We start from the raw sequence: 23,949 nt of genomic DNA on the forward strand, positions 1-23,949 counted from the left end.
TTTTTATGCCCGTCTTCCACGTTAGACTTTCGTATAAGACCACAGTCGCATTGTTACATTCCATTCACATGTTTAGGCTTGCGCTTTTCTTCGCGCAATCTAAAGGTGTTATGTGTCACAAGAAAGTTCTTCTTATCAAAATCTTCACAAACCGAGCAGTAGTTTTAAATCAAGAGACGAATATTTAAATCACGAACTTCAAATACTTTCTCCAAAACGTTGGCGGTTGAACCTGCCTGGTAAAGACTACCGCGTTGAGTGGGAAGACTTCGTGCCAGGCATGGCGGCGACCATAGGAAAAATCGTTATGGTTGCCGCCGTAGTAGGTGCATTCGCAGCACCGCTAGGGCTATCTCCTGAGTTTGTTATTGAAAACGTGCGCTTTGAATTACTCATTGCAGCAGTCTTGTTCGTTGTTCTGATTTCCGGTTTTCTGAACCCGTCAGCTAATTTAGCAGGTACACACGGCCCCTTACTGCCCTTGGTACCCCTTATTGTTGCATCTGGCGGCCATCCCATGGCGCTCGGTCTGCTCATTGGACTCTTTGGTTTTATTTTAGGAATAACGAAGGGCGGCAGTGTGCTTGCTAGGCTAACCAGTAACGGTGTATGCGGTGGGTTGCTGTTGTACTTAGGGTTTATTGGCATTACAGGCCAGGTGAAGAAACTCTTTGCGTGGGCAGAAAGCTTCGATATGGCTTACTTAGCCTTCGTGGTGATCATTGCCACTATCTTAATGTATGCATGGCTAGAGCATATTCAAAAGCGCTGGCTAGCCATTCCGCTTGGTGCGGTGATGGCGGCCGTCATTGCGTTTTCCTTCGGTGCGCCATTTGAGTTCACAACGTCGCCGGGTATGCCTAACTTGAACCCTGCTTATTGGTGGGGGGAAGACACAGGTTGGAAACTAGGCCTGCCAGACTGGTCACATTTCATTGCTGTGCTGCCTTTTGCTGTGCTAGCTGTGTCTATGTGGTCGCCAGATTTCTTAGGTCATCAAGTCTTCCAAAAGCTTAGCTACCCTAAGAAAAGTGAACGAGCGCACATGAATATAGATGACACCATGATTGCTGCATCTAGTCGTCAGGCAGTGGGAAGCCTATTGGGAGGGGGGAATATCTCATCTTCGTGGGGGACCTACATTATTCCGGCTTCAATCGCGCGCAGACCCATACCCGGTGGTGCATTAGTTACTGGTTTTTTATGCGTTGTAGCGGCACTTTGGGGTTACCCCATGGATCTAGCAATTTGGCCGCCAGTGCTTTGCGTAGCGCTTATTGTTGGGGTCTTTCTGCCGCTAATGGAAGCCGGTATGCAAATGACGCGTGAAGGTAAAACGACGCAATCTGCCGCATTGGTAGTGATCTCCTCTGTATTAGTTAATCCAGTATTCGGATGGTCTTTTACCATGCTTTTGGATAATTTGGGGCTCGTTGGGTGTAAAGATAGAGCTGGAGAGCTCGGCAAAGCAGGGCGCTGGCTAATTCCAGGAATTACGTTTTTGGTGTTATGTACCGTTATGGCACTAATTGGTATGTTCCCGGGGGTGCCCGCGATTATGGAAACCTTCAGAATGTGATGAGGGCTTTAGGGTAAGGTTACTCCTTTAAAGTTTAAGTCACTGAAACCAGATAGGCTATTACGCGAACGGCGTCGGAGGTGTTTCTCCACGCCGTTTTTATTTAATTTATTAAGCTGATATCCCTCATCCACTGAAGTTATGTTTCTACTATATAAATTAAGCGTTACGCGTACCGTGATTTACTTGTCCCAGTAGGGCGTACTTTCAAAATAGCTTGATAAAAAGTCAATGAAAACCCTTAGCTTATTAGAAATGAGCTTACGATGAGGATAGACCGCATACAAAGAGATAGCTTGCGGTACGAAATCGTCCAGTATGGACACGAGTTCCCCGTTTTTGAGCGCTTCACCGGCAATGAAGGTAGGTTGAAGTACATAACCTTCACCCTGCTTTGCTACATTGGTTAGGACTTCTCCATTATTCGCGGTTAGCTTGGGCGTCACAGTCTGGGCATTTGCTTTAAGCGCCGCAATAAGCACTGATTTATCGTTATCATAGTTGACGTAGGAGTACTCAAGATAGTGTTCTGGTTTTAATTCGGCTGGATGTTGCGGTGTGCCATATTTTTCCAGGTAGGCTGGTGAAGCGCACAGGGCCAGCTTTATCGTTGTGATTTTCTTGGCCACCAGCGACGAGTTAGCTAGGTGACCTGCACGTATTGCTACATCAAACCCTTCGTCTATCACATCAATCTTTCTATCGTTTAGCTGCAAGTTTATCGATACGTGAGGGTGTGCTTGTTGAAACGCACTGAGTGCACTCGCTAAATGTAATGTTGAGAAAGAGACAGGGGCACTTACATGCAGAACTCCCTTTACTTCCGTATTGAGCAACCCAAGCTGACTTTCCATATCGGCTACGCTTTCTAGAATATGATTTGCATGTTGCAAACACTGCTGACCAGCCTCGGTTAGGTGAATTTTTCTTGTAGTGCGATTGAATAAACGCGTATCAAGTTGCTTCTCTAATTCGGCAACATACTTGCTTACGAGTTGATTTGACGTGTCTAGCTTTTCTGCAGCTTTTGTAAAACTCCCTTCATTCGCAACAACGCAGAAGGTTTTCAGTAGCGATAATTTATCCATCGTTTAGCCATTCGTCTCAATAAACAACAAATTGTTGGTAATCATTCAATATTTAACTGCTTTATTCAATAGGTGTTGGTAACTATTCTATATGCATCAGGTTAGCGCTGTGCCAACTCAATGAAGTCAGGCGGAGCGTTCATCACTTTTAGATATGACATTTTCAATTACGAGAGACTTTGAGGATTCAACAATGAACAAGCAATTTCTGAAAAACATTTTTACTTCTAACAGCAGTATTTCTAGTTTGGTTTTACGTGTGCCTGTGGGCATTATTCTTACCGCACACGGCGCACAAAAGCTTTTTGCGTGGTTTGGTGGTTATGGACTAGAAGGCACAGGTCAGTGGATGGAAAGCATTGGTTTAGCGCCAGGCTTTTTAATGGCATTGCTGGCCGGCAGCGCTGAGTTTTTTGGCGGGCTAGCGCTTATTATAGGTTTTCTAACACGCCCAGCCGCTTTAGTAAGTGCATTCACAATGGTGATTGCGATTTTTAGTGTACATGCAGCAAACGGTTTATTTATGACTAACAACGGTTACGAGTTTGCACTAACGTTACTTGCTGCAACAGGTGCGCTAGCTATTCAAGGTGGCGGTAAACTTTCAATCGACTCTCTTATTAGTCACAAGCTTAATAAATAGCGGTTGTGAGATTCGACGACTAACGAAACCGGCCCAAATGCGCCGGTTTCAATGGCTATAGAGCCCTTATATCAATCCGCATAGATAATTGCCCACTCAGAAGACGCTGGCAAGTTTCCTAGCGAAGCGTGGGAGTGCAGGAATGGTATTCTCTACATCTAACAAGGTATGGTTTTATGCAACAGCGAACGCAAACTCGCCCGTCTGTGAGAATTAACACCGCTTATATTTCTCATGGTGGAGGGCCGCTTCCACTTCTTGAAATGCAGTCAGTAGGAGAGGCGAGAATGCCTGCCTATCACATTGAAATGATTGAAGCGCTCAAAGCATTATCAACAGATTTACCCAAACCTGATGCAGTCATAGTGATTAGTGCCCATTGGGAAGATACTGAAGTCTGTGTAACTACTCACCCAGAACCTTCCTTGATTTATGACTATTATGGCTTCCCTAAAGAGGCGTATTCCCTTGAATATCCGGCCAAAGGGGAAGTAGCACTCGCAACTTTATTACTAAAGCGTTTAGCAGGGCAAGGCATCGCTGTATTGGAGGATAGGGCACGTGGTTTCGATCATGGAATGTTCATTCCCCTAAGTATTATGTATCCCAGTGCCGATGTACCCTGTATTCAACTATCCATTACGTCTGATTTGGATTCTAAAAAGCATGTGCTATTGGGGGAAGCAATTAGGAAAGCTGTTGAACTCGGGGTAGAGCCTGTAAATAGTGAAGCAAAGAACGAAGTGAATATTTTAGTATTGGGCTCGGGGTCTTCTTTTCACAATATGCAGGGCTTTTTTGATAGCTCCGATGATGCAATGCGAAAAGCAACGCGCTTTAATAACTGGCTTCAGACAACTATGCAGACCAGTGCCTACAGCGAGAATGAACGCAAAGCTCGTCTTGTTGAATGGTACAGCGCGCCGGATGCCCGATACGCCCATCCTAGAGAAGAGCACCTTCTTCCACTCCATGTTTGTTATGGCGTTAATAATAGAGCAGCTGATAAAGCTCTGTCTTTAACGCTTCTAACCAAACCTGCAAGCATGTTTATGTGGTGTGATTGACCAGTGCTTCACATTGCCGCGTCAGTGCAACACCTGATTGAAAAACGCCTGCGTTAAACGAGAGCAATTAAATTTTGAACACTTTGATTATCAATTGGTCGTTTGAGTAAAAATGTTAAAATTAGTGCTTTACAGTCCCACATAAATCATTAAGATACGCAGCACTTCAGGAGAGTTGGCAGAGCCCGGTTTAATGCACCTGACTTGAAATCAGACGTGGGGTCAAACCCACCGGGGGTTCGAATCCCTCACTCTCCGCCAAATACGAAAAACCCGCACATTGTTGCGGGTTTTTTTATGGGCTAAATTTACGCGCTTTAGTATATGGCTATAGCCAAGAGTGAAACCTACGCAAAACTATATTGTTCAAAGCTAAACGAACATTATCATTTTGGCATCATGAACTGTCGACGTGCATAGAATACCTAATGAGAATTTTTGAGTGAGAACTTCAATCGCTTTTAAAAAACTTCGTTTTAAGTTTTACGTGCATTTATAGTAGGTTAACGCTAATAGTGTTTTTAAATAATGAGAACGCAGGTCATTTTCTACCAAGATGGTTATTATTCTTGCGAAAAGGTGAATATTTCACCAGTTGATTGATTTAATTGAAATTAGTGCTTTACAGCGTCACGTAAATCATTAAGATAAGCGTCACTTCAGGAGAGTTGGCAGAGCCCGGTTTAATGCACCTGACTTGAAATCAGACGTGGGGTCAAACCCACCGGGGGTTCGAATCCCTCACTCTCCGCCAAATACGAAAAACCCGCACTTAGTTGCGGGTTTTTTTATGGGTCAAATAAAAACGTGCTGCTAGAACGTCTTCAACCAACCTCGTTACACGTTGTAGTGTCGATACTTATCACCGCATAAAAATCATTATTCTTATCGTTGTACAAATAATTAACTGTAATTCCATGTCGCCTAAAAATTTCTTGCGAGGGTGAAGTGCACACATACGGATAGAGCTTCTTTTGTTGTTCCTCTACAAATTGATTAACGCCTTTGTTTTGAGTCAACGTCATAGAGCGATAGTGATAAGTGATCTCTCCGTCACTGGTTGATAGGCGCTCCATAGTGAGTGTTGGGTTTACAATTAAAGGGGTACTCTTATTGCCTTTGCGAACGGCTTCATTGAGAAGCGCATTAGTATAGTTGTCAGCTGCAGTCGCGGGTGAACCGTACAACGAGAGCAGCGTTACTGCTATGTAAATTACTGATTTCATGTTAAGAAAAATCCTTTTTCGTTTCTGAAGGTGTGAAGGTATAAGCGTATAAGTATGCTGTTTACCGACGCAGCTTATTAGCCAACGTTGAATCGGGCATTTAGTAAGCTAGGTAAACGTAACATGATAACCAACGGTATCTCCATGCTTTTTATGATCACGAGCTTTAAGTTGAACGGTGTTTCACAGCATCATCGCAGGCATAAGTTTGTTATGAAATATTTTCTGATCTCATCCTGTCTGTATCTTGTAATTACAGGACATTCCATAAAAACCTAGTTATGTCGCGCTTTATTCATAAAAGCTTGGTATACATAAAGGGTTAGCAATCAACTGAAATCATTACGGCATTTTAAAGCGCTCTTCTTTTATTTTTACGGCGCTGGTCCTACGCAGTTGGTAGTAATAACAAAAATCGAGAGGACATTATGCAGGCAATGCCCACACTTAATTTACGGGACGGAACAGTTGAGCAAAAAAGACAGGAAATAAAGGCTTATTTCCTCGATTCCTTTGATACCTACGAATCGCTTTTCTCTTGTCTTGCCAATGATGACGTATTTTATCAACGACCTGAAAAGTTGCGCCATCCGTTAATTTTCTATTTTGGTCATACTGCTACTTTCTTTATCAATAAATTAGTACTGTCTAAGGCGATAAACGAGCGCATTAACCCAAAATTTGAATCGCTATTTGCCATTGGTGTTGATGAAATGAGTTGGGATGATCTTAACGATGAAAATTACGACTGGCCGAAGGTGGAAGAGGTGTGTCAATATCGTAATCAAGTGCGCACATTGGTATGCGATTTAATAGATACCATGTCTTTTAGCATGCCTATTGACTGGGAAAGCCCAATGTGGCCCGTTGTAATGGGAATAGAGCATGAACGTATTCATTTAGAAACCTCATCTGTTCTAATCAGACAGCTACCCATTGCATCGGTACGCCCCAGCCCAGAATGGCCTGCATGTAGCACTATGCAAACTAATGCTGAAGCGTTAGAGGCTAATGTTTTAATGACCGTTCCGGCACAGAAAGTTATAAATGACAAAGCGTGGGACAGTGCTTATTACGGCTGGGACAATGAATATGGTTCTCAGCAAGAATCCGTTAGCGAGTTCAGTGCGTCTAAATTTCTTGTAAGTAATGGTGAGTATTTATCGTTTGTGCAAGACGGCGGCTATAACAACGCAAAATACTGGGAGGCTGAAGGCAATAAGTGGCGTGAATACACTAAAGCTCAGCACCCTGTATTTTGGATTGAAAAGGGTGATGATTATTTATATCGCAGCATGCTTGAAGAGCATCCACTACCTTTAGATTGGCCTGTGGATGTGAATTATCATGAAGCGAAAGCGTTTTGTAACTACTTGAGTGAAAAAACGGGTGATCTTATTCGTCTGCCGACTGAAAATGAATGGCAAGCGTTACGACAGCAGGCTGGTGTAACACAAACCGTATACAGCGAAGGGTTCAACATAGCGCTGCAAAAGTATGCGTCGAGTGAACCTGTTAATGTTAATAAGTCCGGCGAATTTTATGATGTTGTTGGCAACGTATGGCAATGGACAGAAACACCCATCTATCCGTTTGAGGGCTTTAACGTTCATCCTTTATATGACGACTTTACAACACCCACATTCGACAATAAGCATAACCTCATTAAAGGCGGTAGTTGGATATCTACAGGTAACGAAGCAATGAAAGATAGTCGTTACGCTTTTAGGCGCCACTTCTTTCAGCACGCGGGGTTTCGGTATGTTCAAGGAAAGCGAGTTATAGCAGTGAACGATTTTGATTATGAAAGTGATACACAGGTTTCGCAATACAGTGAATTCCATTACGGCGACGAGTACTACGGCGTCCCTAATTTTGCTAAAGCCAGTGCGCAGTTTTGTATTGACGCTATGCAAGGGCGTCAACACGATAAAGCGTTAGATTTGGGGTGTGCCGTTGGTCGGTCTACCTTTGAACTTGCAAAATACTTCGATCATGTCGATGGCATCGATTTTTCTGCACGCTTTATAAAAACAGCGTTTGAGATGCAAGAGCGTGGTGAAATACGCTATAACCTTATAGAAGAAGGTGAACTTACGTCGTTTAAGGCGCGGAAGCTCTCTGCGCTCGGTTTAGATGACAGTGTAGACAACGTTGCTTTCGCACAAGGTGATGCGTGTAATTTGAAGCCGCAATTCACAGGCTACGACTTGATCTTCTTAGGCAACCTTATTGATAGAGTGTATAGTCCAAGAAAGGTATTAACGGACATGGCCACGCGGCTAAATAAAGGTGGATTGCTCGTTGTCGCCAGCCCCTTTACATGGTTGGAAGAGTATACCGAAAGAAGTGAATGGTTGGGCGGCTATAAAGATGAAAATGGTGAAACGCTTAGCTCTACTCAGGCGCTTGAAGATGCATTAGGTCAGAGCTTTAAACGAATTGCTGAACCTAAAGACATTCCATTTGTCATTCGAGAAACAAAGCGGAAATACCAACATACGCTTTCTGAATTTAACGTGTTTGAAAAGATAGAATAACACGGTGTCTATTAAAGTGTGTGTAGCATAAAGTGAGCGCGGTACGCGTGTTTCGCGCTTATAAATATAATAGAATTCAGAAGGCCTTTAGCCAATAGTAAATGCGTAAGGCTATATAGATAGGATAATGTGAAGGTGAGCAACGCGCTAAGCCATCTCCCCGTGTTCAACGCTATGCAAAGCGAGTTTATGCCTTACAAGGATGTATGGCAGGCACCTTCTCACCTGAAACTCGATCAAACCCGTCTTAAATATTCAGCGATATTTCGCCGCTTTCAGGGCGCGTCTTCATCTCAAGCGAACGTTGTCGCGTCTCAGCAAGACCCTATTCCAATGTGGATAGCGGATATGGACATCCCGCCTTGTGATGAAATTCTCAGCGCGATTACACAAAACCTTCGCTCTACTTATGGATATCAGTCCCTTGATATCGGTGACGCGGTAGCAAAACGTTTTGAGCGTACCACGCAAAAAAGTAGTCGCTTTAAAGTAGAAAGTGGCGATGTTGTGGATGTTGCGAGCGTAATAGGAGCAATAGACGTTGCGCTTCACACTTTTTGCCAACCTGGTCAAAAAGTCATGGTATTAACACCAACTTATTCCCCTTTAACGGAGGCTATTAAAAATAACGGCTTAACACCAGTATCTATTCCAGTCATTCAAAACGCGCTTCAAATTCAGACTAAGCTTTCTGAAGTTGCCGCGACAAAGGGTAGCGACAAGAGTCGTCAGGAAGACGTCGAAGGTTCTTACTCAACTATAGATACTTCAGCCTTCGATAGTGCTGCGGCTGCATTCGTGATTTGCCATCCTAATAACCCTACAGGTACAGTATTAAGTGCAGAAGAGCAGCGTGTTATTATGAGCTTCTGCGCCAAGAACGATATTTTAATGATCACTGATGAGGTGCACAGCGAGTTTGCATTTAACTCGTCAAATGAACCAACGCTAATCCCCATGTTTGGTGCAGAGGTAAGCAATAAGAGCAAGGGTCGCCAAGAAAGTCTAAATGGTGGTAACATCCATACTCATCAACTGCCGCGAATTATCCACATTAATAGCGTGTCCAAGGCGTTTAACCTAGCGAGTATTCCAGGTGCATCGTATGCGGTCATTAAGGATAAAACGATCAGAGAGACGTTTTCCCAAGCTATTAATAGCAGGCACCTGAACGCAAGTAACTTAGGAAAAGTTGCGTTGATTGCCGCCTATGAGAAGGGAAGTACTTGGTTAGACAGCGTAAAAAGTGCGTTGAGCTTCAACCGAAAGCTTGTTGTGCGCTTCTTTGAGCACTATGGTTTATCTGTTAATTATACAATGGGCAGCGCTGGCTATTTCTTGTGGCTAGACCTTTCAACATTCCCTTCGCATTTAACACAGCCGAACAGTATCGCTTCTGTGGATGAAGCTCCTTTAGGTGACGCTTCTCGTCAACCTCTCAAATATTCACCCGTGACCACTGTGGAAGGATGTATTGAGCGAGGCGTGATAGGTAACGACGGTGCGACCTTTGGTTCTCCACACCATATTAGGCTAAATTTAGCCTGTCACCCTGCGGTTGTAGAAACCGCGCTGCAAAGACTGTGCTTTATTTCTTAGCGTAGCTTAACCCGCATCTGTTGACCGACAGTTAGTTTAATTCTAAATATTAGAATAATAAGCTCAAATATATGACATTTTATTCCTATTAAAGAGGATTAAAATGGCCTTATTAAATAATTAGCCCTTGACACATGTTCTATCGCCCAGCGTTACTCCTGTTGGGCAGAAGAGTCAGTGACGGCTTACGGTTATAAGGAATGCAAGATGATGTATTTGAGAGAAGCGAATGAAAGAGGAAAAGTGAACTTTGGCTGGCTAAAAAGCCAACATAGCTTTTCGTTTGGACACTATTATGACGCAAAACATATGGGGTTTTCAGCGCTACGGGTTATCAATGACGATGTTGTTCAGGCCGGCAGAGGTTTTGAAACCCACGGTCACAGAGATATGGAGATAATTTCATATGTTGTGAGCGGTGCTTTAAAGCACAAAGATAATACCGGTAATGAGTACGTAGTGCCTGCGGGTGACGTGCAAGTAATGAGTGCAGGTAAGGGTATAATGCATTCAGAGTTTAACCCTTCTACTGAAGAGCCTGTTAACTTTCTGCAAATTTGGATTGTGCCCAAAGAAAAAGGCGGTACGCCCAGCTATGCGCAAAAAACCTTTGGCACACAGGCGGGTGGAAATAACCATGATTCAAAGCTTGAATTATTAGTAAGTGATGACGGTAGGGAAGGGTCATTACGCATTAAGCAAAATGCGGCAATCAGCCGTTTAACTTTGAAAGCTGGCGAAACATGGGAGCATGGCACTGAAGACCAAAAGGGTTACCTTCATATGATTAGCGGTAATGTACAGGCTGTGGTAGACAGTGAAACGAATGCATTTGAAATAGAGGCAGGCGATGCTTTGGGTATTTACGAGCAAGACATCATTCGTCTGAAAGCCTCAGAGGAAAGTGTGGCCTTGTGGTTTGAATTACCTAAATAGCTGCCTAAAAGTAATCTAGATCAATAATTTAGTTTCAAATTGTGTATCTCTACTTCACGAATTCTTATCTCGTGGTATGATGACTTGGATAAGGTTAAAGGCTGGTAATACTTCTCATTAATGAACGTTATCAGCCTTTATTCCAGTTGTATGTAAAACTGAAGTCAGTGAGATACTAGAGTGATAAAAATAATCCTAGCAGATGACCATGATTTGGTCAGAACAGGGATACGCCGGATTCTGGAAGACGTAGACGATTTTACTATCCTCGCAGAAGCGAAGAACGGTGAAGACGCGGTACTTTTGTGCCGAAAAAACGCGCCAGATGTGGTACTCATGGACGTAAATATGCCCGGTATTGGCGGACTGGAAGCGACAAAGAAAATTGTTCGTATGTCTGAAAATACGCGTGTTATTTGTGTTTCAATGCACAAGGAAAGTCCTATTCCAATGCAAGTTATGGACGCAGGCGCATACGGTTTTCTGACAAAAGATGCAGAGCCAGACGAAGTAATACGCGCTATCCATAAAGTTGCGGCAGGACAAAAGTATGTTGATCAAGAAGTGGCCAATAGCATAGCCATCGGTAAGTTATTGCCTAGTTCGGATAATCCGTTTGACGAGCTATCGAGTAGAGAACTTACAATAGCAATGCGATTAACCGAAGGTCACAAAGTGCCGGATATAGCCCGAGAACTCAGTATTAACTCAAAAACGGTTAATACTTACCGTTATCGAATGTTTCAAAAGTTAGGCGTAAATTCTGATGTAGAGCTAACGCACTTGGCCTATCGTCATAAGCTTATCAATCCTAACACCTTTTAAGCGTCACTAGACGCGCAACGTCAAAGTGATTATGTCTGCATTTGATTCAGCAGCATTTCTTAAGAATCTAACCTCTCAACCTGGCGTGTACCGCATGTACAATAGTCAGGAAGAGGTTATTTACGTAGGAAAAGCCAAAAACCTTAAAAAGCGCGTATCAAGCTATTTTCGTAGTAATCTTGATAACGCCAAAACGCGTTCGCTAGTTAGTCAGATTGCGAACATGGATGTCACGGTTGTAAACAGCGAAACCGAAGCGTTTTTGCTTGAGAACAACTTCATCAAGAAATACAAACCGCGTTACAACGTGGTCATGCGTGACGACAAGTCTTATCCCTTTATCTTCTTATCCGATCACGAACATCCAAGGCTTTCTTTTCATCGCGGCCCTCAAAAGAAAAAGGGCGAATACTTTGGCCCATACCCCAGTGCGTGGTCGGTGCGAGAAAGCTTGCGTTCAATGCAGCGAATTTTCCCCGTACGTCAGTGCGAAGATAGCTATTACCGAGCACGCAGTAGACCTTGTCTTCAGTATCAGATGCAGCGCTGCAGTGCGCCGTGTGTAGAAGGCTATGTGAGCGATGAAGAATATAAAGAGCAGGTCAATTTTGCACGCTTGTTCTTGAAAGGTAAAAACCAGCAGGTCATTGGTGGGCTGGTGGAAAAGATGGAAGCAGCCAGCGAGGCACTCAACTTTGAAGCTGCTGCCCGTTACCGAGATCAGATTAATGCACTAAGAAAAGTTCAAGAACGACAGTGGGTTGCCGGTACTCAAGACGAAATGGATGTGTTTGGGTTTGCGTTCAAAGGCAATATGGCGTGTATTCAGGTAATGTTTATTCGTGAAGGGCAGTTGTTAGGCAGCAAGGCCTATTTTCCCAAAGTACCCAACACTGCCGATGAACAAGAAGTTTTTGAATCTTTCTTCCTACAGTTCTATCTGGCGGGTAACAAAGTTATTCCCAAGCAGATAGTACTTAGCAATACATTAACTGACGAAGACGCTATAGCAGATGTACTAGCCAGTGAAGCGGGACACAAGGTCCAGTTCTTCAAAGGGGCGAGGGAAGAGAAGCGCAAGTACCTGCAGTTGGCGCAGTCAAATGCGCAAACTGCGTTAGATGCTCAATACAGTCAGCAAAAGTCTGTGTTTGCACGCTATCTCGACTTAGAAGCGGCACTGGAAGTTGATACGCCTATTCAACGCATGGAGTGTTTTGATATATCACATACGTCTGGCCAGCAAACGGTGGCTTCGTGTGTGGTATTTAATCGTGAAGGACCGCACAAAAGTGACTATCGCCGATATAATATAGAAGGCATCACCCCAGGTGATGACTACGCGGCCATGGCACAGGCGTTAAAACGTCGCTACAAGTCAGTGAAAGAAGTGCAAAAAATACCTGACCTTCTATTAATAGACGGTGGTAAAGGACAGCTTGCCCAAGCAGAAGCGTTTTTTGAAGATTGGCCCCATGATAAAAAGCCTATGCTGTTAGGCGTGGCAAAAGGCACCACCCGTAAGCCTGGCTTAGAAACACTAATACTGGCAGGTAGCCATCAGGTTCTGCCGATGGATAGCCATTCGCCAGGGCTTCACCTTATTCAGCATATTCGCGATGAATCTCACCGATTTGCCATTACTGGGCACCGCAACCGACGCCAGAAAGTTAAAACCACGTCGAGTTTGGAAAGCATACCTGGTATTGGTGCTAAACGCAGACAAACACTGCTTAAATTCATGGGGGGCTTGCAGGGTCTTAAGAAAGCCAGTAAAGATGAAATTTCAAATGTACCTGGTATAAGCCCTGAACTGGCGGAAACTATTTACGACCACCTTCATCAATAAATGAATGAGTAACAAGCAATGCATTACAAATTAAGGTAATGTGTTACAAAAATGAAAGATGCAGAGCTTATACGCTACCGCGCTAAAACGCCCATAGAGGCATAACACCGAGACGTACTTTTTATGTGGACTGTTCCAAACTGTATTACTTTATTCCGAGTAATCCTTATTCCTGTATTTGTAGTTGTTTATTTTCTTGATTGGCGCTGGGCGCACGAGGCAGGCGCATTTATTTTTTGGCTTGCGGCAATAACGGACTGGTTTGACGGCTATCTAGCAAGAAAACTACAGCAGTCTACACCCTTTGGTGCATTCTTAGATCCTGTAGCAGACAAGCTCATTGTGGGCGCTGCTCTTCTTATGATTACTCATAGTTATGCAAACCTGTGGATCACGTTGCCATCTATTGCGCTATTGGTTCGTGAAATTTATGTGTCGGCGTTACGTGAATGGATGGGTTCGAATGGTGTAAGGGATGCGGTTAAAGTGTCTTTTATAGGTAAAGCAAAAACCACTGCGCAAATGTTAGCCTTAATTGGCTTGTTGTCGGGATTAGAAACCTTTATGGGCATAACTATTTATTGGGTTTCTTTAGGTTATATTCTTTTATATTTCTCAGCAGTGCTGTCAATTTGGTCAATGTTTGTTTATACAAAAGCGGCCTGGCCACACCTTCGAAGTGGCGCAGTAAAGTGAAATTGATCGTACATTAATCAAAGTGAATAAAAAAATAGCAAACGATCATAAAAAACCGCATTTATCTCAATTTAAACGCTTTTTTGTGTTGACAGTTTTGAATGGGTAGGTAGAATGCACCCCACATTTCGAGAGGACATCAACCAAACGAAATGGTCGATTAAGACATGCGGGAATAGCTCAGTTGGTAGAGCACGACCTTGCCAAGGTCGGGGTCGCGAGTTCGAATCTCGTTTCCCGCTCCAATCATCTTAGAGATGAGTTTTAATCACGCGCCAGACGCATCTGGCGGAATGGCAGAATGGCTATGCAGCGGATTGCAAATCCGTCTATCTCGGTTCGACTCCGGGTTCCGCCTCCAAACGCTGCAACGCAGCATCAGGTTCTACGCCTGACACCTTTGCTGAAAAGCAACCCGATGCCCGGGTGGTGAAATTGGTAGACACAAGGGATTTAAAATCCCTCGCTGGTAACAGCGTGCCGGTTCAAGTCCGGCCCCGGGCACCATTTATCTACTCCCAAACATTCCAAATTTTAATCAAAAAATTGATAAAATAATTGCGCTCTTTTATCACAAATTACTATGGTAAAATCCATAAAAATTTTGGCAAAGACGTACTATCTTGAATTCTGTTATGTCACTTCGTTTAGACGAGTTATCTCGTGCTGAACGTCCATTCCACGCTCGTGGGAGTAAAGTAGTTCGCTGCGACGCATGTCTGCTTCCAACGCAAAACTGTATTTGTGAATTTAAGCCTGAGGCTGGCACTGATGTGGCGGTTTTGTTCTTGATGTACAAAGGCGAATATTATAAGCCTACTAATACCGGTCGTTTAATTGCGGACGTGGTTAAAGATAACCACGCATTTTTGTGGAAGCGCACCGAGCCAGAAGAGGCGCTATTGGCGTTACTTCGCAACGAAAAATATTTTCCTATCGTGGTATTTCCACACGAATATGCTGCAGCTGAACGTTGTATTGATACGCCACCATTGAATACTGGGAAAACGTTACTATTTATTTTCTTGGATGGAACGTGGCGTGAAGCAAAAAAAATGTTCGTGAAGAGCCCTTACTTGCATGACTTTCCTGTGTTGAGCGTGAGTATGGACGTAGCGTCAGATTATTTACTACGCGAATCTACCCATGATTTCCAACACTGTACTGCTGAAGTTGGTATTAGCGTTTTAGACCTTGCGCAGCAGAAGCAAGGGGCGCAAACCTTAGCGCATTATTTCAGTGTGTTTAGACGGGAATATTTAAAAGGTAAGCCGCATTTGCAGCATAAGCTTGCGTTTGCAGAGTCGCAGGTTAAAAGTAACATTTAAAAAGCGCCACTTTTATTTGCGAAAGTATTGTTTTACATCCACTATTTCATATTAACTAAACACGGAGAAAGCGAATGGCATCAGTTACTTTTCAAGGCAATACAGTTACGACAAAGGGTCAGCTTCCTGAAGTAGGTACATCTGCACCAGACTTTACATTAGTGAAAGCAGATTTGGGTGAAGTAACACTGTCTGAGCTTGCAGGAAAAAATGTGGTATTAAACATTTTCCCTTCTATCGACACGGGAACATGTGCAATGTCTGTGCGTAAATTCAACGAAGAAGCGGCAAAATTGGATAACACTACAGTTATCTGTGTATCGGCAGATCTTCCGTTTGCAGCGGGTCGTTTCTGTGGTGCTGAAGGTATTGAAAATGTACTTACAGGCTCGACTTTCCGCTCAAGCTTTGGTGATGACTATGGTGTTACCTTTGAATCAGCGCCGCTTACTGGGCTGCTGTCTCGTTCAGTAGTGGTTATCGATGCCGAAGGCAAAGTGGTTTACACAGAGCAAGTTGCAGAAACAACAGAAGAGCCGAATTACGACGCGGCTATCGCAGCTCTTAGCTAAGTAGATCCGCAACATAGGTTAGTTGGTTAGCTAACTATGTAATGTGTTTGAATAAGTACCGATTTGTTTTATCGGGGTATTACAGGGCACTCACTGATGTGGGTGCCTTTTAGGAGAATATAATGGCATCGGTATTGCTCTCAGTTGGTGAATTAGCCAATGTAATGCAACAAAAGCCGGTAACGCTTGTACGAGCGTTAATGGACGACCCCGTTTCAAAAACACCAGATACGCGCACGGCAATGGTTTTACCTGCGTCAGTCGACTTTGACTTAGATAGTGAAGGTAGCGATCACACTACAGGTCTCCCTCACAGTATGCCTTCTGCAAATGACCTTGCAATTTATCTTGGTAATCAGGGTATAACAGCGAATACACCTATTACGGTATACGATACCCGTGGAATATATTCTGCGCCAAGAGTGTGGTGGATGTTAAAAGCGTTGGGCCACCAAGATGTTTATATATTAAATGGCGGACAGCCTGCATGGGAAAAAGCAGCGCTGCCGGTTTCAGAACAACAACAATACGGAAAATTAACCTATCAAGCTACACCTAGGCCTGGTTGGTTCGCAAATTCCGGTGCAGTTCTTCAGGCAATAAATACTGAAGTACAACTTGTTGATGCGCGTAGCGCGCCGCGATTCAAAGGAGAAGTGTCAGAGCCTCGTGAAGGAGTACGTTCAGGTCATATGCCTGGAGCGTTTAATATTCCTTTTGACACCTTACTCAAAAGCGGGCATTTTTTGCCAGTTGAGCAGCTTAAGGCTATTTTTGACCGCGCTAATATCGATTTACGCAAACCTATTATTTGTACGTGTGGTTCTGGCGTTACCGCCTGCATAATTGGTGTGGCGGCATTATTGTGCGGCGCTACTCAGGTTTCAGTATACGATGGCTCTTGGTCAGAGTGGGGCGCTGATACTCAATATCCTGTGGTCAAAGGTATGTAAAGAGTCGCGGCTTTTAACTAAGTAAATATACAACATGCTAATCGTATAATTAGCGCTATAACTACAGAGTAAGAACAACCTGATGCCATCTGATCAATCTCTACCCAATATTGTTATTCTTACCGGTGCGGGTATTTCCGCTGAATCTGGATTAAAGACATTTCGGGATAATGACGGCCTTTGGGAAAATCATCGCGTAGAAGAGGTGGCCACCCCAGAGGCTTTTGAACAAAATCCTAGCTTAGTTTATCGCTTTTACAACGCTCGACGTGCGCAGTTACAGCAAGACGACGTGAATCCTAATGCAGCGCATGAGGCGCTGGCCAAACTTGAGAAAGCGTTCGGTAGCAACCTGATGTTGGTTACTCAAAATGTGGATGACTTGCATGAGCGCGGTGGAAGCCAGTCTGTTTACCATATGCATGGCAAGCTGCTATCTGCGCGCTGCGCTATAAGCCAGCAGACTTTTGACTGGAGTGATAGTTTTGATCACACCACTAAATGCCCGTGTTGCAACAGAGTAACCTTACGACCGGATATCGTGTGGTTTGGTGAAATGCCCATGTACATGGAAGAGATTTACGATGCGCTTTCAAAGGCTGATGTGTTTATTGCCATTGGCACATCAGGTAATGTCTATCCTGCCGCGGGTTTTGTTCAGATCGCTAAAGAAAGTGGCGCACACACCATAGAGGCAAATTTGGAGCCGGGCGTAACTAATGCATTGTTCGATGAATCGCTAACAGGCCCTGCTTCTCACATCGTCCCACAATGGGTTGATCAATTAATATCAAAGTACGCACTGTAGGAGGCGCATGACATGCAGTATATGAATGAGTTTCTTACCATTGCGTTGGTACACCTTGTGGCTGTTGCTAGCCCAGGGCCAGATTTCGCGGTGGTTGTTCGAAACAGCGTGGCCTATGGCAGACGTATCGCCATGTACACCAGTATAGGGATTGGCTTAGCTATATTACTGCATGTGGCTTACTCGTTAGTGGGGCTTAGTGTGGTTATTGCAACTACTCCATGGTTATTCACCACGTTTAGCTATGCCGCCGCAGCTTATTTACTGTACCTTGCGTTTGGTGCGCTTAGAAGCGGGCCTGTAAAACAGGACCAGGCAGTTAACGCTGAAAAGAAAACATCCCACATATCTGCAAAGCGCGCAGTTTGGATGGGCTTTCTCACAAATGGACTAAACCCAAAAGCAACGCTATTTTTCCTCTCATTGTTTACTGCAATTATTAGTATTGATACTCCATTTACAGTGAAACTTGGCTACGGTATCTATTTAGCTATAGCTACTGGACTGTGGTTCTGTTTTCTTTCATACCTTTTGAGCACCAGTAAAGTAGCTGAGCTTATTGGTAAAAAAGGGTATTGGTTAGACCGTGCGATGGGGGTGCTACTCGTCGGTTTAGCTGCGAAATTAGTACTAGGTTAACGTTTGTTTACCTTACAAACAGGCATTTGTTTTTGTGAATTGGTATAATCCCGCCGATTTTTCAAAAAGATAAGAGAGTTGTGTGAAAGACGTAAACCAAGACCGCCTGAACAATACGTTGTCTAAACAGTATCAATTTGATACCAAAGGTCTATTGCGCCGCGCTGCCGGTTTAACAAAGGCAAACTTTTCATCATTGCTGCAGGGAAGTGTTGTTCTATTTTTGACGTTTGTCGTGTTAGGTGTATTTGCTCAGCAGTACATCACAATAAATGACGATGGGACCTATGTATTCGAGCATCAGTCTATCATAGAAATTGTTGCAATCTGCATCGTTGCCCCGCTGTTGACGGGGTTGTATATGATGGGCGTTTTTGTTGCCCGCGGCACTAAAACTTCAGTATTTACCGTATTCCAGTTTTTCCCCTTGATATTTTTGCTGGCGCTAACTCAGCTAGTGAACAGTATTCTTGTTCAACTAGGTATGATGTTGCTTATTATACCCGGCGTTTATTTTTATTTAGCATCGTCCTTTTCACTTATGTTGGTTGCTGACAGAAAGTTAACGCCAATTAGTGCGATCATCCTGTCGTGTCGCGTATTTAATGCATACTGGGCTCAAATTGCCAGCATATTTGGTGTGTTCTTTTTACTGTTTGTGTCGGTGCCATTAACGCTGGGCTTTTCACTTATTTGGGTATTACCTTTTTATTTTAGTATGATGGGCTTGCTCTATCAGGAACTGATTGGCGAGCAGGGAGTAAGCACGGAAGCATCTGAAAACGATGTGAATGAGTCTAGCTTCGATGCATAAGCGTGAAACCTTTAAAATTGTCCTTATTACGTTAGGCGTATTGGCGGTAATCGTCATTAACGCCATAATTTTTACTGAGGACGAACCGGATATTTTAGATATACCGCAAACGGTTGAAGCTAAAAAGCCGGTGCCTAACTTCTCTGCCTATACAGATGTAAAAGAGAAGAAAGAGGCATTTTTTAACTATTTACGCCCCGAAATAGAGAAGCAGAATGCGTATCTACTCACGCTAAGACATTACGTACAAACCTTATATAGAAAGGCGTTAGCTAACGAGACGCTCTCTGAAGAAGATATGGCAAGGCTTGAATGGTTAGAAGAGGAATATCGAGTTAAGCCAACGCAGCCGCTAAAATCAAAATTGCTAGCTTTGCTACAAAAGATTGATGTTCTACCAGCCGAACTCGTGCTCGTGCAAGCCGCGAATGAGTCAGCTTGGGGCACCAGCCGGTTCGCAAGAAAGGGCTATAACTTCTTTGGCTTATGGTGTTTCTCTAAGGGGTGTGGTTTTGTTCCTAACCGTCGAAACGATGGGGCATCTCATGAAGTTGCCAAATTCGACAGTTTGTCGCGTGCAACGTACACCTACATGCGAAATTTAAACCGCCACGACGCGTATGCGGATTTAAGAGAGATCCGCAGTCGACTGCGTGCAAACCAAATTCCTATTACTGGTGTTGCGTTAGCTGAAGGGCTAATGAACTATTCTGAGCGAGGAGCCGCTTATGTTGAAGAGCTTCAAACTATGATCCTATTTAACGAGGAGTTTTTATCCGAATGATACGCGCTGCTTTATTTTTTGCTTCATCTCTGTTTATTGGTGTAGGCAGTTCTTCCGTTGCTGCTGAAACGATAGATGTTGAGTACAGCCGTTTCTATAGCCATGTTAAAAAGCTGGATAATGAAGATACCCAAGCACTTCAGTTTGCATTCGGGTTTGTTCGTGTTGGCGAAGGGCGTTTATGTGAAGTTAACGGAGCGTCTATCGTAACCGATAAGAAAACAATGCCCTTAGAAGTGAGTGGTGAAGGGCGATTCACGGTGCCTACTGAAAAGGCCCTGAAACTTGCCAACGCACTGGTTCGCATCGATTTAAACGAACGCGCGAACGTGTGTGATATGTCGGTACAACTTGAAACCAAGCCGGAATATCTTAAGCAGTATTACACAAAAGACGACCTTACGTTTTTGTATGGTCAGTACGAAGCTTTCTTTAATGAAATGGGAAGTTTTTTGTCTTTCATGATGCCTTCGGTAAAGGGCTTGATGATTCAGTTTGATGACAAGAATTTAGATTTCATTACACCACAAGGTGTGCAAATCAATAACGGCGTATTGCATCTAGAACAAGATTGGATCAACGACGCAAAAGGCTTAACACTGCCTCATGCGCCGCTACGTGTTACCGCTATGGCTTCAAGCTAAATGCATATTTGGGATTAGGTAAGAAGCTGATACCTTATTTGCTCTGCTAAACGCGCGATGGTCTCTTCGCCCTTCGCGCATAGCTCTTCGGCTCTGTGGAATTCCATAATACCCACGTCGGTAAGCTGAGGCTCAATAAGAATGTCAGGCGGATCGCCAGCCAAGCGTGAGCGTGTGACGCGAGCTTGAAGTATCTCAAGTGAACTGCTCATCACGCTCATAATTCCCGGCGGGTTTCGCTTGTTCACTTTAGCGGGGACTTCGGTCAACTCTTCTTCCACTTTTTCAATCACATCAGAAGCAATGCCTTCTTCAGTCTTTACATTGCCAGCCGAGACGCTGTCTTTTTCATCTTTTTTCTCTAGGGCTTTTTCTTCTTTGTTGTCAGGGGAGAACCATTGGCGTAGTACGTTTTGACTCTTTGTAAAAAAGTCCTCAGTTTTGCGCTGGTTTTCTTCATGATCTTGTCTCAACTTTTCAAGACGAAGTGGTCGGAAATCGGCGTTAAGGTTAACCGCGATTACAAAATCGGCCCCTAATTGGCGACATAAGTTCACCGGTACAGGGTTTACAACGGCACCGTCTACCAACCAACGATCACCGTGTGCTACGGGCGCAAAAAGTGCGGGAATAGCGCAGGATGCTTGAATGGTGTCTCCAATAGGACCAGAGTTAAACACCACTTCACGGCCTGTATAAAGGTCGGTAGCCACAGCCGCAAATGGCTTAAGCATGTCTTCATAAGTCGATTCACAAAACTCGCTTGCTAGTTTGTCGAAAACCTTCTGTCCGCTTGCAATGCCGCCGCGTCTAAGTCCTACGCCCATAAGAGCAAGTACCTGCCAGTCGCTGAGGGAACAGGCCCACTCTTTCAATCCTTCCAGCTTGCCACTTGCGTAGGCAGCACCAACATAGGCACCAATAGAGCATCCCGCTACAACGTCAATTTTTACGCCGAGTTTTTCTAATGCTTCAATTATGCCAATGTGAGTCCAGCCCCTTGCGGCACCGGCACCTAGCGCAAGTCCAATTTTCATTTACTTAGGTTCCATAATGTTTATTACTTCAATAGCATTATCTTCATCACTGAAGTCCGTACTATTTTCTGTAGTGAAAGAAGGTTCATCGAACCCGATATCACCGTCTTCTACCGGGCCTTCTTGTGTAGCTATAGCCTTAAAATCATAAAGGTTGCTGTCGATTAAGTGTGAAGGCGCTACGTTTTGAAGCGCACGGAACATCGACTCTATACGACCTGGGAAGCGACGGTTCCAGTCTTGAAGCATAGCCTTTATGTTTTGGCGCTGTAGGTTTTCTTGTGAGCCACAAAGGTTACACGGAATAATCGGAAATTCAGCGGCCTGAGAATATTTCTCGATGTCTTTTTCTGTGCAGTACGCCAATGGACGAATAACGATGTGTTCACCGTTGTCGCTGACTAGCTTTGGCGGCATAGACTTAAGCTTGCCACCATGAAACATATTGAGGAAAAACGTTTCTAGCATGTCGTCGCGGTGATGACCTAATGCAATTTTAGTCGCACCTAACTCTTTTGCCGTGCGGTACAAAATACCACGGCGCAAGCGAGAACAGAGAGAGCATGTTGTCTTTCCCTCTGGAATTTTGTCTTTAACAATAGAGTAGGTGTCTTCTTCTACAATTTTGTAGTCAACGCCAATGCTTTCTAGATATTCAGGCAAGATATGTTCTGGGAAACCAGGCTGCTTTTGGTCAAGATTAACCGCAACGATATCAAAGTGAATAGGCGCAATCTTCTTTAAAAACAATAAAATATCTAGCATGGTGTAGCTGTCTTTACCGCCAGATAAACACACCATTACTTTGTCGTTGTTTTCAATCATACCGAAATCGCCAATGGCTTTACCCACATTGCGGCGAAGTCGTTTCTGAAGTTTGTTGAAGTTGTACTTTTGCTTACTTTGCGCAGCATTTAATGGCGACGCGTCAGCACTGTTTGTGCCTAAACTCATAATTAACTAGCTTGGTTTGTGATAAAGCCACCATTATACATTAAAGCGGCTTTTCGAGACCATGCTTGTGAAGTTAAATTTGTTGGTGACATACCGTGTTGGCCGCTAAGTAACGGCAAACACGGGCTATGCGGTACTGATGAAAAGATTACACCGACAACGGCGACACAAATCCATCTGGCTTAATAGCAAGCACATCGCAATTGAGTTCGTCGATCACGTGTTCTGCAGTGTTACCAATTAGGGCCGCTGAAATGCCCACACGGCCAACGGTACCAATAACAACCAGCTCTGCATCCAGTGTTTTTGCCACTTGCGGGATGACCTTTTCCGGAAGGCCTTCTCTTACTACGCATTTGTTCTCAGGAATACCGTACTTTAACGCGTGACTACGCATTTCCTTTAAATGATGATTTTTTACCGCGTCGTGATAGGTATCGGGGTCGAACTCAGGCACTTCTATGGCGATATTAAGTGGTGTAGAAGGGTAACTGTTGACCAAATTTACGCTCCCTTTCAATAAAGAGGCGTAGTCGTTAGCAATGAGGGTGAGCTTATCGTTAAGTGCGGCGTGCTCATCGTCTTCACTGCCTACGTTTACTGCAGCAATAATCTCTCCTCCTTCTGGCCAGTCGTGCTCTTTAACGAGCAATACTGGGCGAGGGCATTTACGCATTAAATGCCAGTCGGTGGGGGTGAAAATAACAGAAGCAAGATCGTCGTGCTTTTTGGTTGCCTTTACCACTAAATCTATCTGATTGTTTAGGGTGTAGTAAATAATCGACTCATACGCACGATTATTCCATTCTACAACGATATCAGTTTCAGTGAATCCTTGTTCTCTTAAGTGGGTGGCAAGCCATTTTGCATGCTCCTTTGTAACTGCATCGCGCATTGACTCGCGCTCATCCGGGCTAAGCATGGTCGTCATATCATAAGATAAGTCGTATACCACCATCATGGCGGTAACTGAAGCACCTGTTTTTGAAGCGAGTTCATAAGCTCGGCTTAGTGCAGGTTGGTTATCGCGCTCGGCATCTACCACGGCCAGAATTCGTTTACACTCAATCATAACGTCCCCCTAACTACGAAACTTAGTAGCGGCTGTCGAAATCGAAGCTTTCTAATACTAACTATAAACGACATTGGGAAAAACGTAAGTTGTTTTAGATCAAGAATTTTACGAGGCGACCATGAGTGAACCCACCGAATTGAATATGGAGCAACCGGCGTGGCGCTGAAAGGGTAGATAGGTGGCTAACACAGGTTACAAAAAAGCGCGCTTAGTGCGTAATGCCGATCAGTTAAGAATATTTTCCTGATCGGTTGACCGATCGTTTTAAGACTTCAAAATCCGATATCAGTCTC

22 protein-coding genes and 5 tRNA genes are annotated in these 23,949 nt (G+C 44.0%); 22 read left to right on the top strand and 5 right to left on the bottom strand.

Annotated features, from left to right (window positions below; all coding sequences use genetic code 11):
- Window positions 1–112: 112 nt before the first annotated feature.
- On the top strand, window positions 113–1,579 hold the full coding sequence (locus WA381_RS08575; protein WP_014949618.1) for a DUF3360 family protein: 1,467 nt from the start codon (window positions 113–115) through the stop codon (window positions 1,577–1,579).
- 182 nt (window positions 1,580–1,761) lie between these two features.
- On the opposite strand, the gene WA381_RS08580 is transcribed toward WA381_RS08575, so the two are convergent.
- The gene (locus WA381_RS08580) at window positions 1,762–2,667 is read right to left on the bottom strand and encodes a LysR family transcriptional regulator (protein ID WP_156086469.1); all 906 of its coding nucleotides are present in this window, start codon (window positions 2,665–2,667) and stop codon (window positions 1,762–1,764) included.
- 193 nt (window positions 2,668–2,860) lie between these two features.
- On the opposite strand from WA381_RS08580, the gene WA381_RS08585 reads away from it, so the two are divergent.
- The 4 genes from WA381_RS08585 to WA381_RS08600 all read left to right on the top strand — a co-directional run bounded on the left by WA381_RS08585 (window position 2,861) and on the right by WA381_RS08600 (window position 5,131).
- Window positions 2,861–3,310: a DoxX family protein gene (locus WA381_RS08585; protein ID WP_014949616.1), complete on the top strand. Its 450-nt coding sequence runs from the start codon at window positions 2,861–2,863 to the stop codon at window positions 3,308–3,310.
- Between the two features lie 176 nt (window positions 3,311–3,486).
- Window positions 3,487–4,377, top strand: a complete 891-nt coding sequence (locus tag WA381_RS08590) for a DODA-type extradiol aromatic ring-opening family dioxygenase (protein WP_156086468.1) — start codon at window positions 3,487–3,489, stop codon at window positions 4,375–4,377.
- Between the two features lie 169 nt (window positions 4,378–4,546).
- Window positions 4,547–4,638: transfer RNA gene (locus tag WA381_RS08595), tRNA-Ser, on the top strand.
- Window positions 4,639–5,039: 401 nt separating this feature from the next.
- Window positions 5,040–5,131: transfer RNA gene (locus WA381_RS08600), tRNA-Ser, on the top strand.
- 70 nt (window positions 5,132–5,201) lie between these two features.
- Here WA381_RS08600 and WA381_RS08605 read toward each other — a convergent pair.
- Window positions 5,202–5,603: a hypothetical protein gene (locus WA381_RS08605; RefSeq protein ID WP_014949614.1), complete on the bottom strand. Its 402-nt coding sequence runs from the start codon at window positions 5,601–5,603 to the stop codon at window positions 5,202–5,204.
- Between the two features lie 428 nt (window positions 5,604–6,031).
- Here WA381_RS08605 and ovoA point away from each other — a divergent pair, with 428 nt between their 5' ends.
- From ovoA to WA381_RS08690, 17 genes are all read left to right on the top strand, one after another.
- On the top strand, window positions 6,032–8,143 hold the full coding sequence (gene ovoA / locus WA381_RS08610; RefSeq protein WP_156086467.1) for a 5-histidylcysteine sulfoxide synthase: 2,112 nt from the start codon (window positions 6,032–6,034) through the stop codon (window positions 8,141–8,143).
- Between the two features lie 135 nt (window positions 8,144–8,278).
- Window positions 8,279–9,742, top strand: a complete 1,464-nt coding sequence (locus tag WA381_RS08615; protein WP_156086466.1) for an aminotransferase class I/II-fold pyridoxal phosphate-dependent enzyme — start codon at window positions 8,279–8,281, stop codon at window positions 9,740–9,742.
- A 207-nt stretch (window positions 9,743–9,949) separates the two neighbouring features.
- Entirely contained in the window at window positions 9,950–10,678 is a 729-nt protein-coding gene (locus WA381_RS08620) for a pirin family protein (protein WP_156086465.1), read from the top strand.
- Between the two features lie 180 nt (window positions 10,679–10,858).
- Window positions 10,859–11,503, top strand: a complete 645-nt coding sequence (gene uvrY, locus WA381_RS08625; protein ID WP_014949610.1) for a UvrY/SirA/GacA family response regulator transcription factor — start codon at window positions 10,859–10,861, stop codon at window positions 11,501–11,503.
- Between the two features lie 31 nt (window positions 11,504–11,534).
- The gene (gene uvrC, locus WA381_RS08630) at window positions 11,535–13,352 is read left to right on the top strand and encodes an excinuclease ABC subunit UvrC (protein WP_039227661.1); all 1,818 of its coding nucleotides are present in this window, start codon (window positions 11,535–11,537) and stop codon (window positions 13,350–13,352) included.
- 123 nt (window positions 13,353–13,475) lie between these two features.
- Window positions 13,476–14,048, top strand: coding sequence for a CDP-diacylglycerol--glycerol-3-phosphate 3-phosphatidyltransferase (gene pgsA, locus WA381_RS08635; RefSeq protein WP_014949608.1), 573 nt, complete (start codon window positions 13,476–13,478; stop codon window positions 14,046–14,048).
- Between the two features lie 169 nt (window positions 14,049–14,217).
- Window positions 14,218–14,293 (top strand) — tRNA-Gly (locus tag WA381_RS08640).
- Between the two features lie 42 nt (window positions 14,294–14,335).
- A tRNA-Cys gene (locus WA381_RS08645) sits at window positions 14,336–14,409 on the top strand.
- A gap of 59 nt (window positions 14,410–14,468) precedes the next feature.
- Window positions 14,469–14,555: transfer RNA gene (locus tag WA381_RS08650), tRNA-Leu, on the top strand.
- A gap of 128 nt (window positions 14,556–14,683) precedes the next feature.
- The gene (locus tag WA381_RS08655) at window positions 14,684–15,376 is read left to right on the top strand and encodes a tRNA-uridine aminocarboxypropyltransferase (protein WP_156086464.1); all 693 of its coding nucleotides are present in this window, start codon (window positions 14,684–14,686) and stop codon (window positions 15,374–15,376) included.
- A gap of 74 nt (window positions 15,377–15,450) precedes the next feature.
- Window positions 15,451–15,948, top strand: coding sequence for a thiol peroxidase (tpx, locus tag WA381_RS08660; protein WP_014949606.1), 498 nt, complete (start codon window positions 15,451–15,453; stop codon window positions 15,946–15,948).
- A gap of 122 nt (window positions 15,949–16,070) precedes the next feature.
- Complete coding sequence (locus WA381_RS08665; protein ID WP_156086463.1) at window positions 16,071–16,901, top strand: sulfurtransferase; 831 nt, start codon at window positions 16,071–16,073, stop codon at window positions 16,899–16,901.
- Between the two features lie 82 nt (window positions 16,902–16,983).
- Window positions 16,984–17,709, top strand: coding sequence for a Sir2 family NAD+-dependent deacetylase (gene cobB, locus WA381_RS08670; protein WP_049588221.1), 726 nt, complete (start codon window positions 16,984–16,986; stop codon window positions 17,707–17,709).
- Between the two features lie 12 nt (window positions 17,710–17,721).
- Window positions 17,722–18,348 carry a LysE family translocator gene (locus tag WA381_RS08675; protein ID WP_014949603.1) on the top strand — a complete coding sequence of 209 codons (627 nt, stop codon included), beginning with the start codon at window positions 17,722–17,724 and terminating at the stop codon, window positions 18,346–18,348.
- 82 nt (window positions 18,349–18,430) lie between these two features.
- Entirely contained in the window at window positions 18,431–19,162 is a 732-nt protein-coding gene (locus WA381_RS08680; RefSeq protein WP_014949602.1) for a stress protein, read from the top strand.
- On the top strand, window positions 19,155–19,946 hold the full coding sequence (locus WA381_RS08685) for a glucosaminidase domain-containing protein (RefSeq protein WP_014949601.1): 792 nt from the start codon (window positions 19,155–19,157) through the stop codon (window positions 19,944–19,946). The genes WA381_RS08680 and WA381_RS08685 overlap by 8 nt, the downstream gene beginning before the upstream one ends.
- The gene (locus tag WA381_RS08690; protein WP_014976627.1) at window positions 19,943–20,590 is read left to right on the top strand and encodes a DUF2987 domain-containing protein; all 648 of its coding nucleotides are present in this window, start codon (window positions 19,943–19,945) and stop codon (window positions 20,588–20,590) included. The genes WA381_RS08685 and WA381_RS08690 overlap by 4 nt, the downstream gene beginning before the upstream one ends.
- A gap of 14 nt (window positions 20,591–20,604) precedes the next feature.
- Here WA381_RS08690 and WA381_RS08695 read toward each other — a convergent pair whose 3' ends face one another.
- The 3 genes from WA381_RS08695 to uspE form a co-directional block, all read right to left on the bottom strand.
- The gene (locus tag WA381_RS08695; protein ID WP_014979378.1) at window positions 20,605–21,627 is read right to left on the bottom strand and encodes a patatin-like phospholipase family protein; all 1,023 of its coding nucleotides are present in this window, start codon (window positions 21,625–21,627) and stop codon (window positions 20,605–20,607) included.
- Window positions 21,628–22,581, bottom strand: coding sequence for a tRNA 2-thiocytidine(32) synthetase TtcA (gene ttcA, locus WA381_RS08700; protein ID WP_014976625.1), 954 nt, complete (start codon window positions 22,579–22,581; stop codon window positions 21,628–21,630). It lies immediately after the preceding gene.
- Window positions 22,582–22,729: 148 nt separating this feature from the next.
- Window positions 22,730–23,653 (bottom strand): universal stress protein UspE, encoded by a 924-nt coding sequence (gene uspE / locus WA381_RS08705; protein WP_014949597.1) that lies wholly within the window; start codon window positions 23,651–23,653, stop codon window positions 22,730–22,732.
- Between the last annotated feature and the right edge of the window lie 296 nt (window positions 23,654–23,949).

The sequence above is a fragment of the Alteromonas sp. CH_MED4-4 genome, from assembly GCF_037029575.1.
GTDB lineage: Bacteria > Pseudomonadota > Gammaproteobacteria > Enterobacterales > Alteromonadaceae > Alteromonas > Alteromonas macleodii.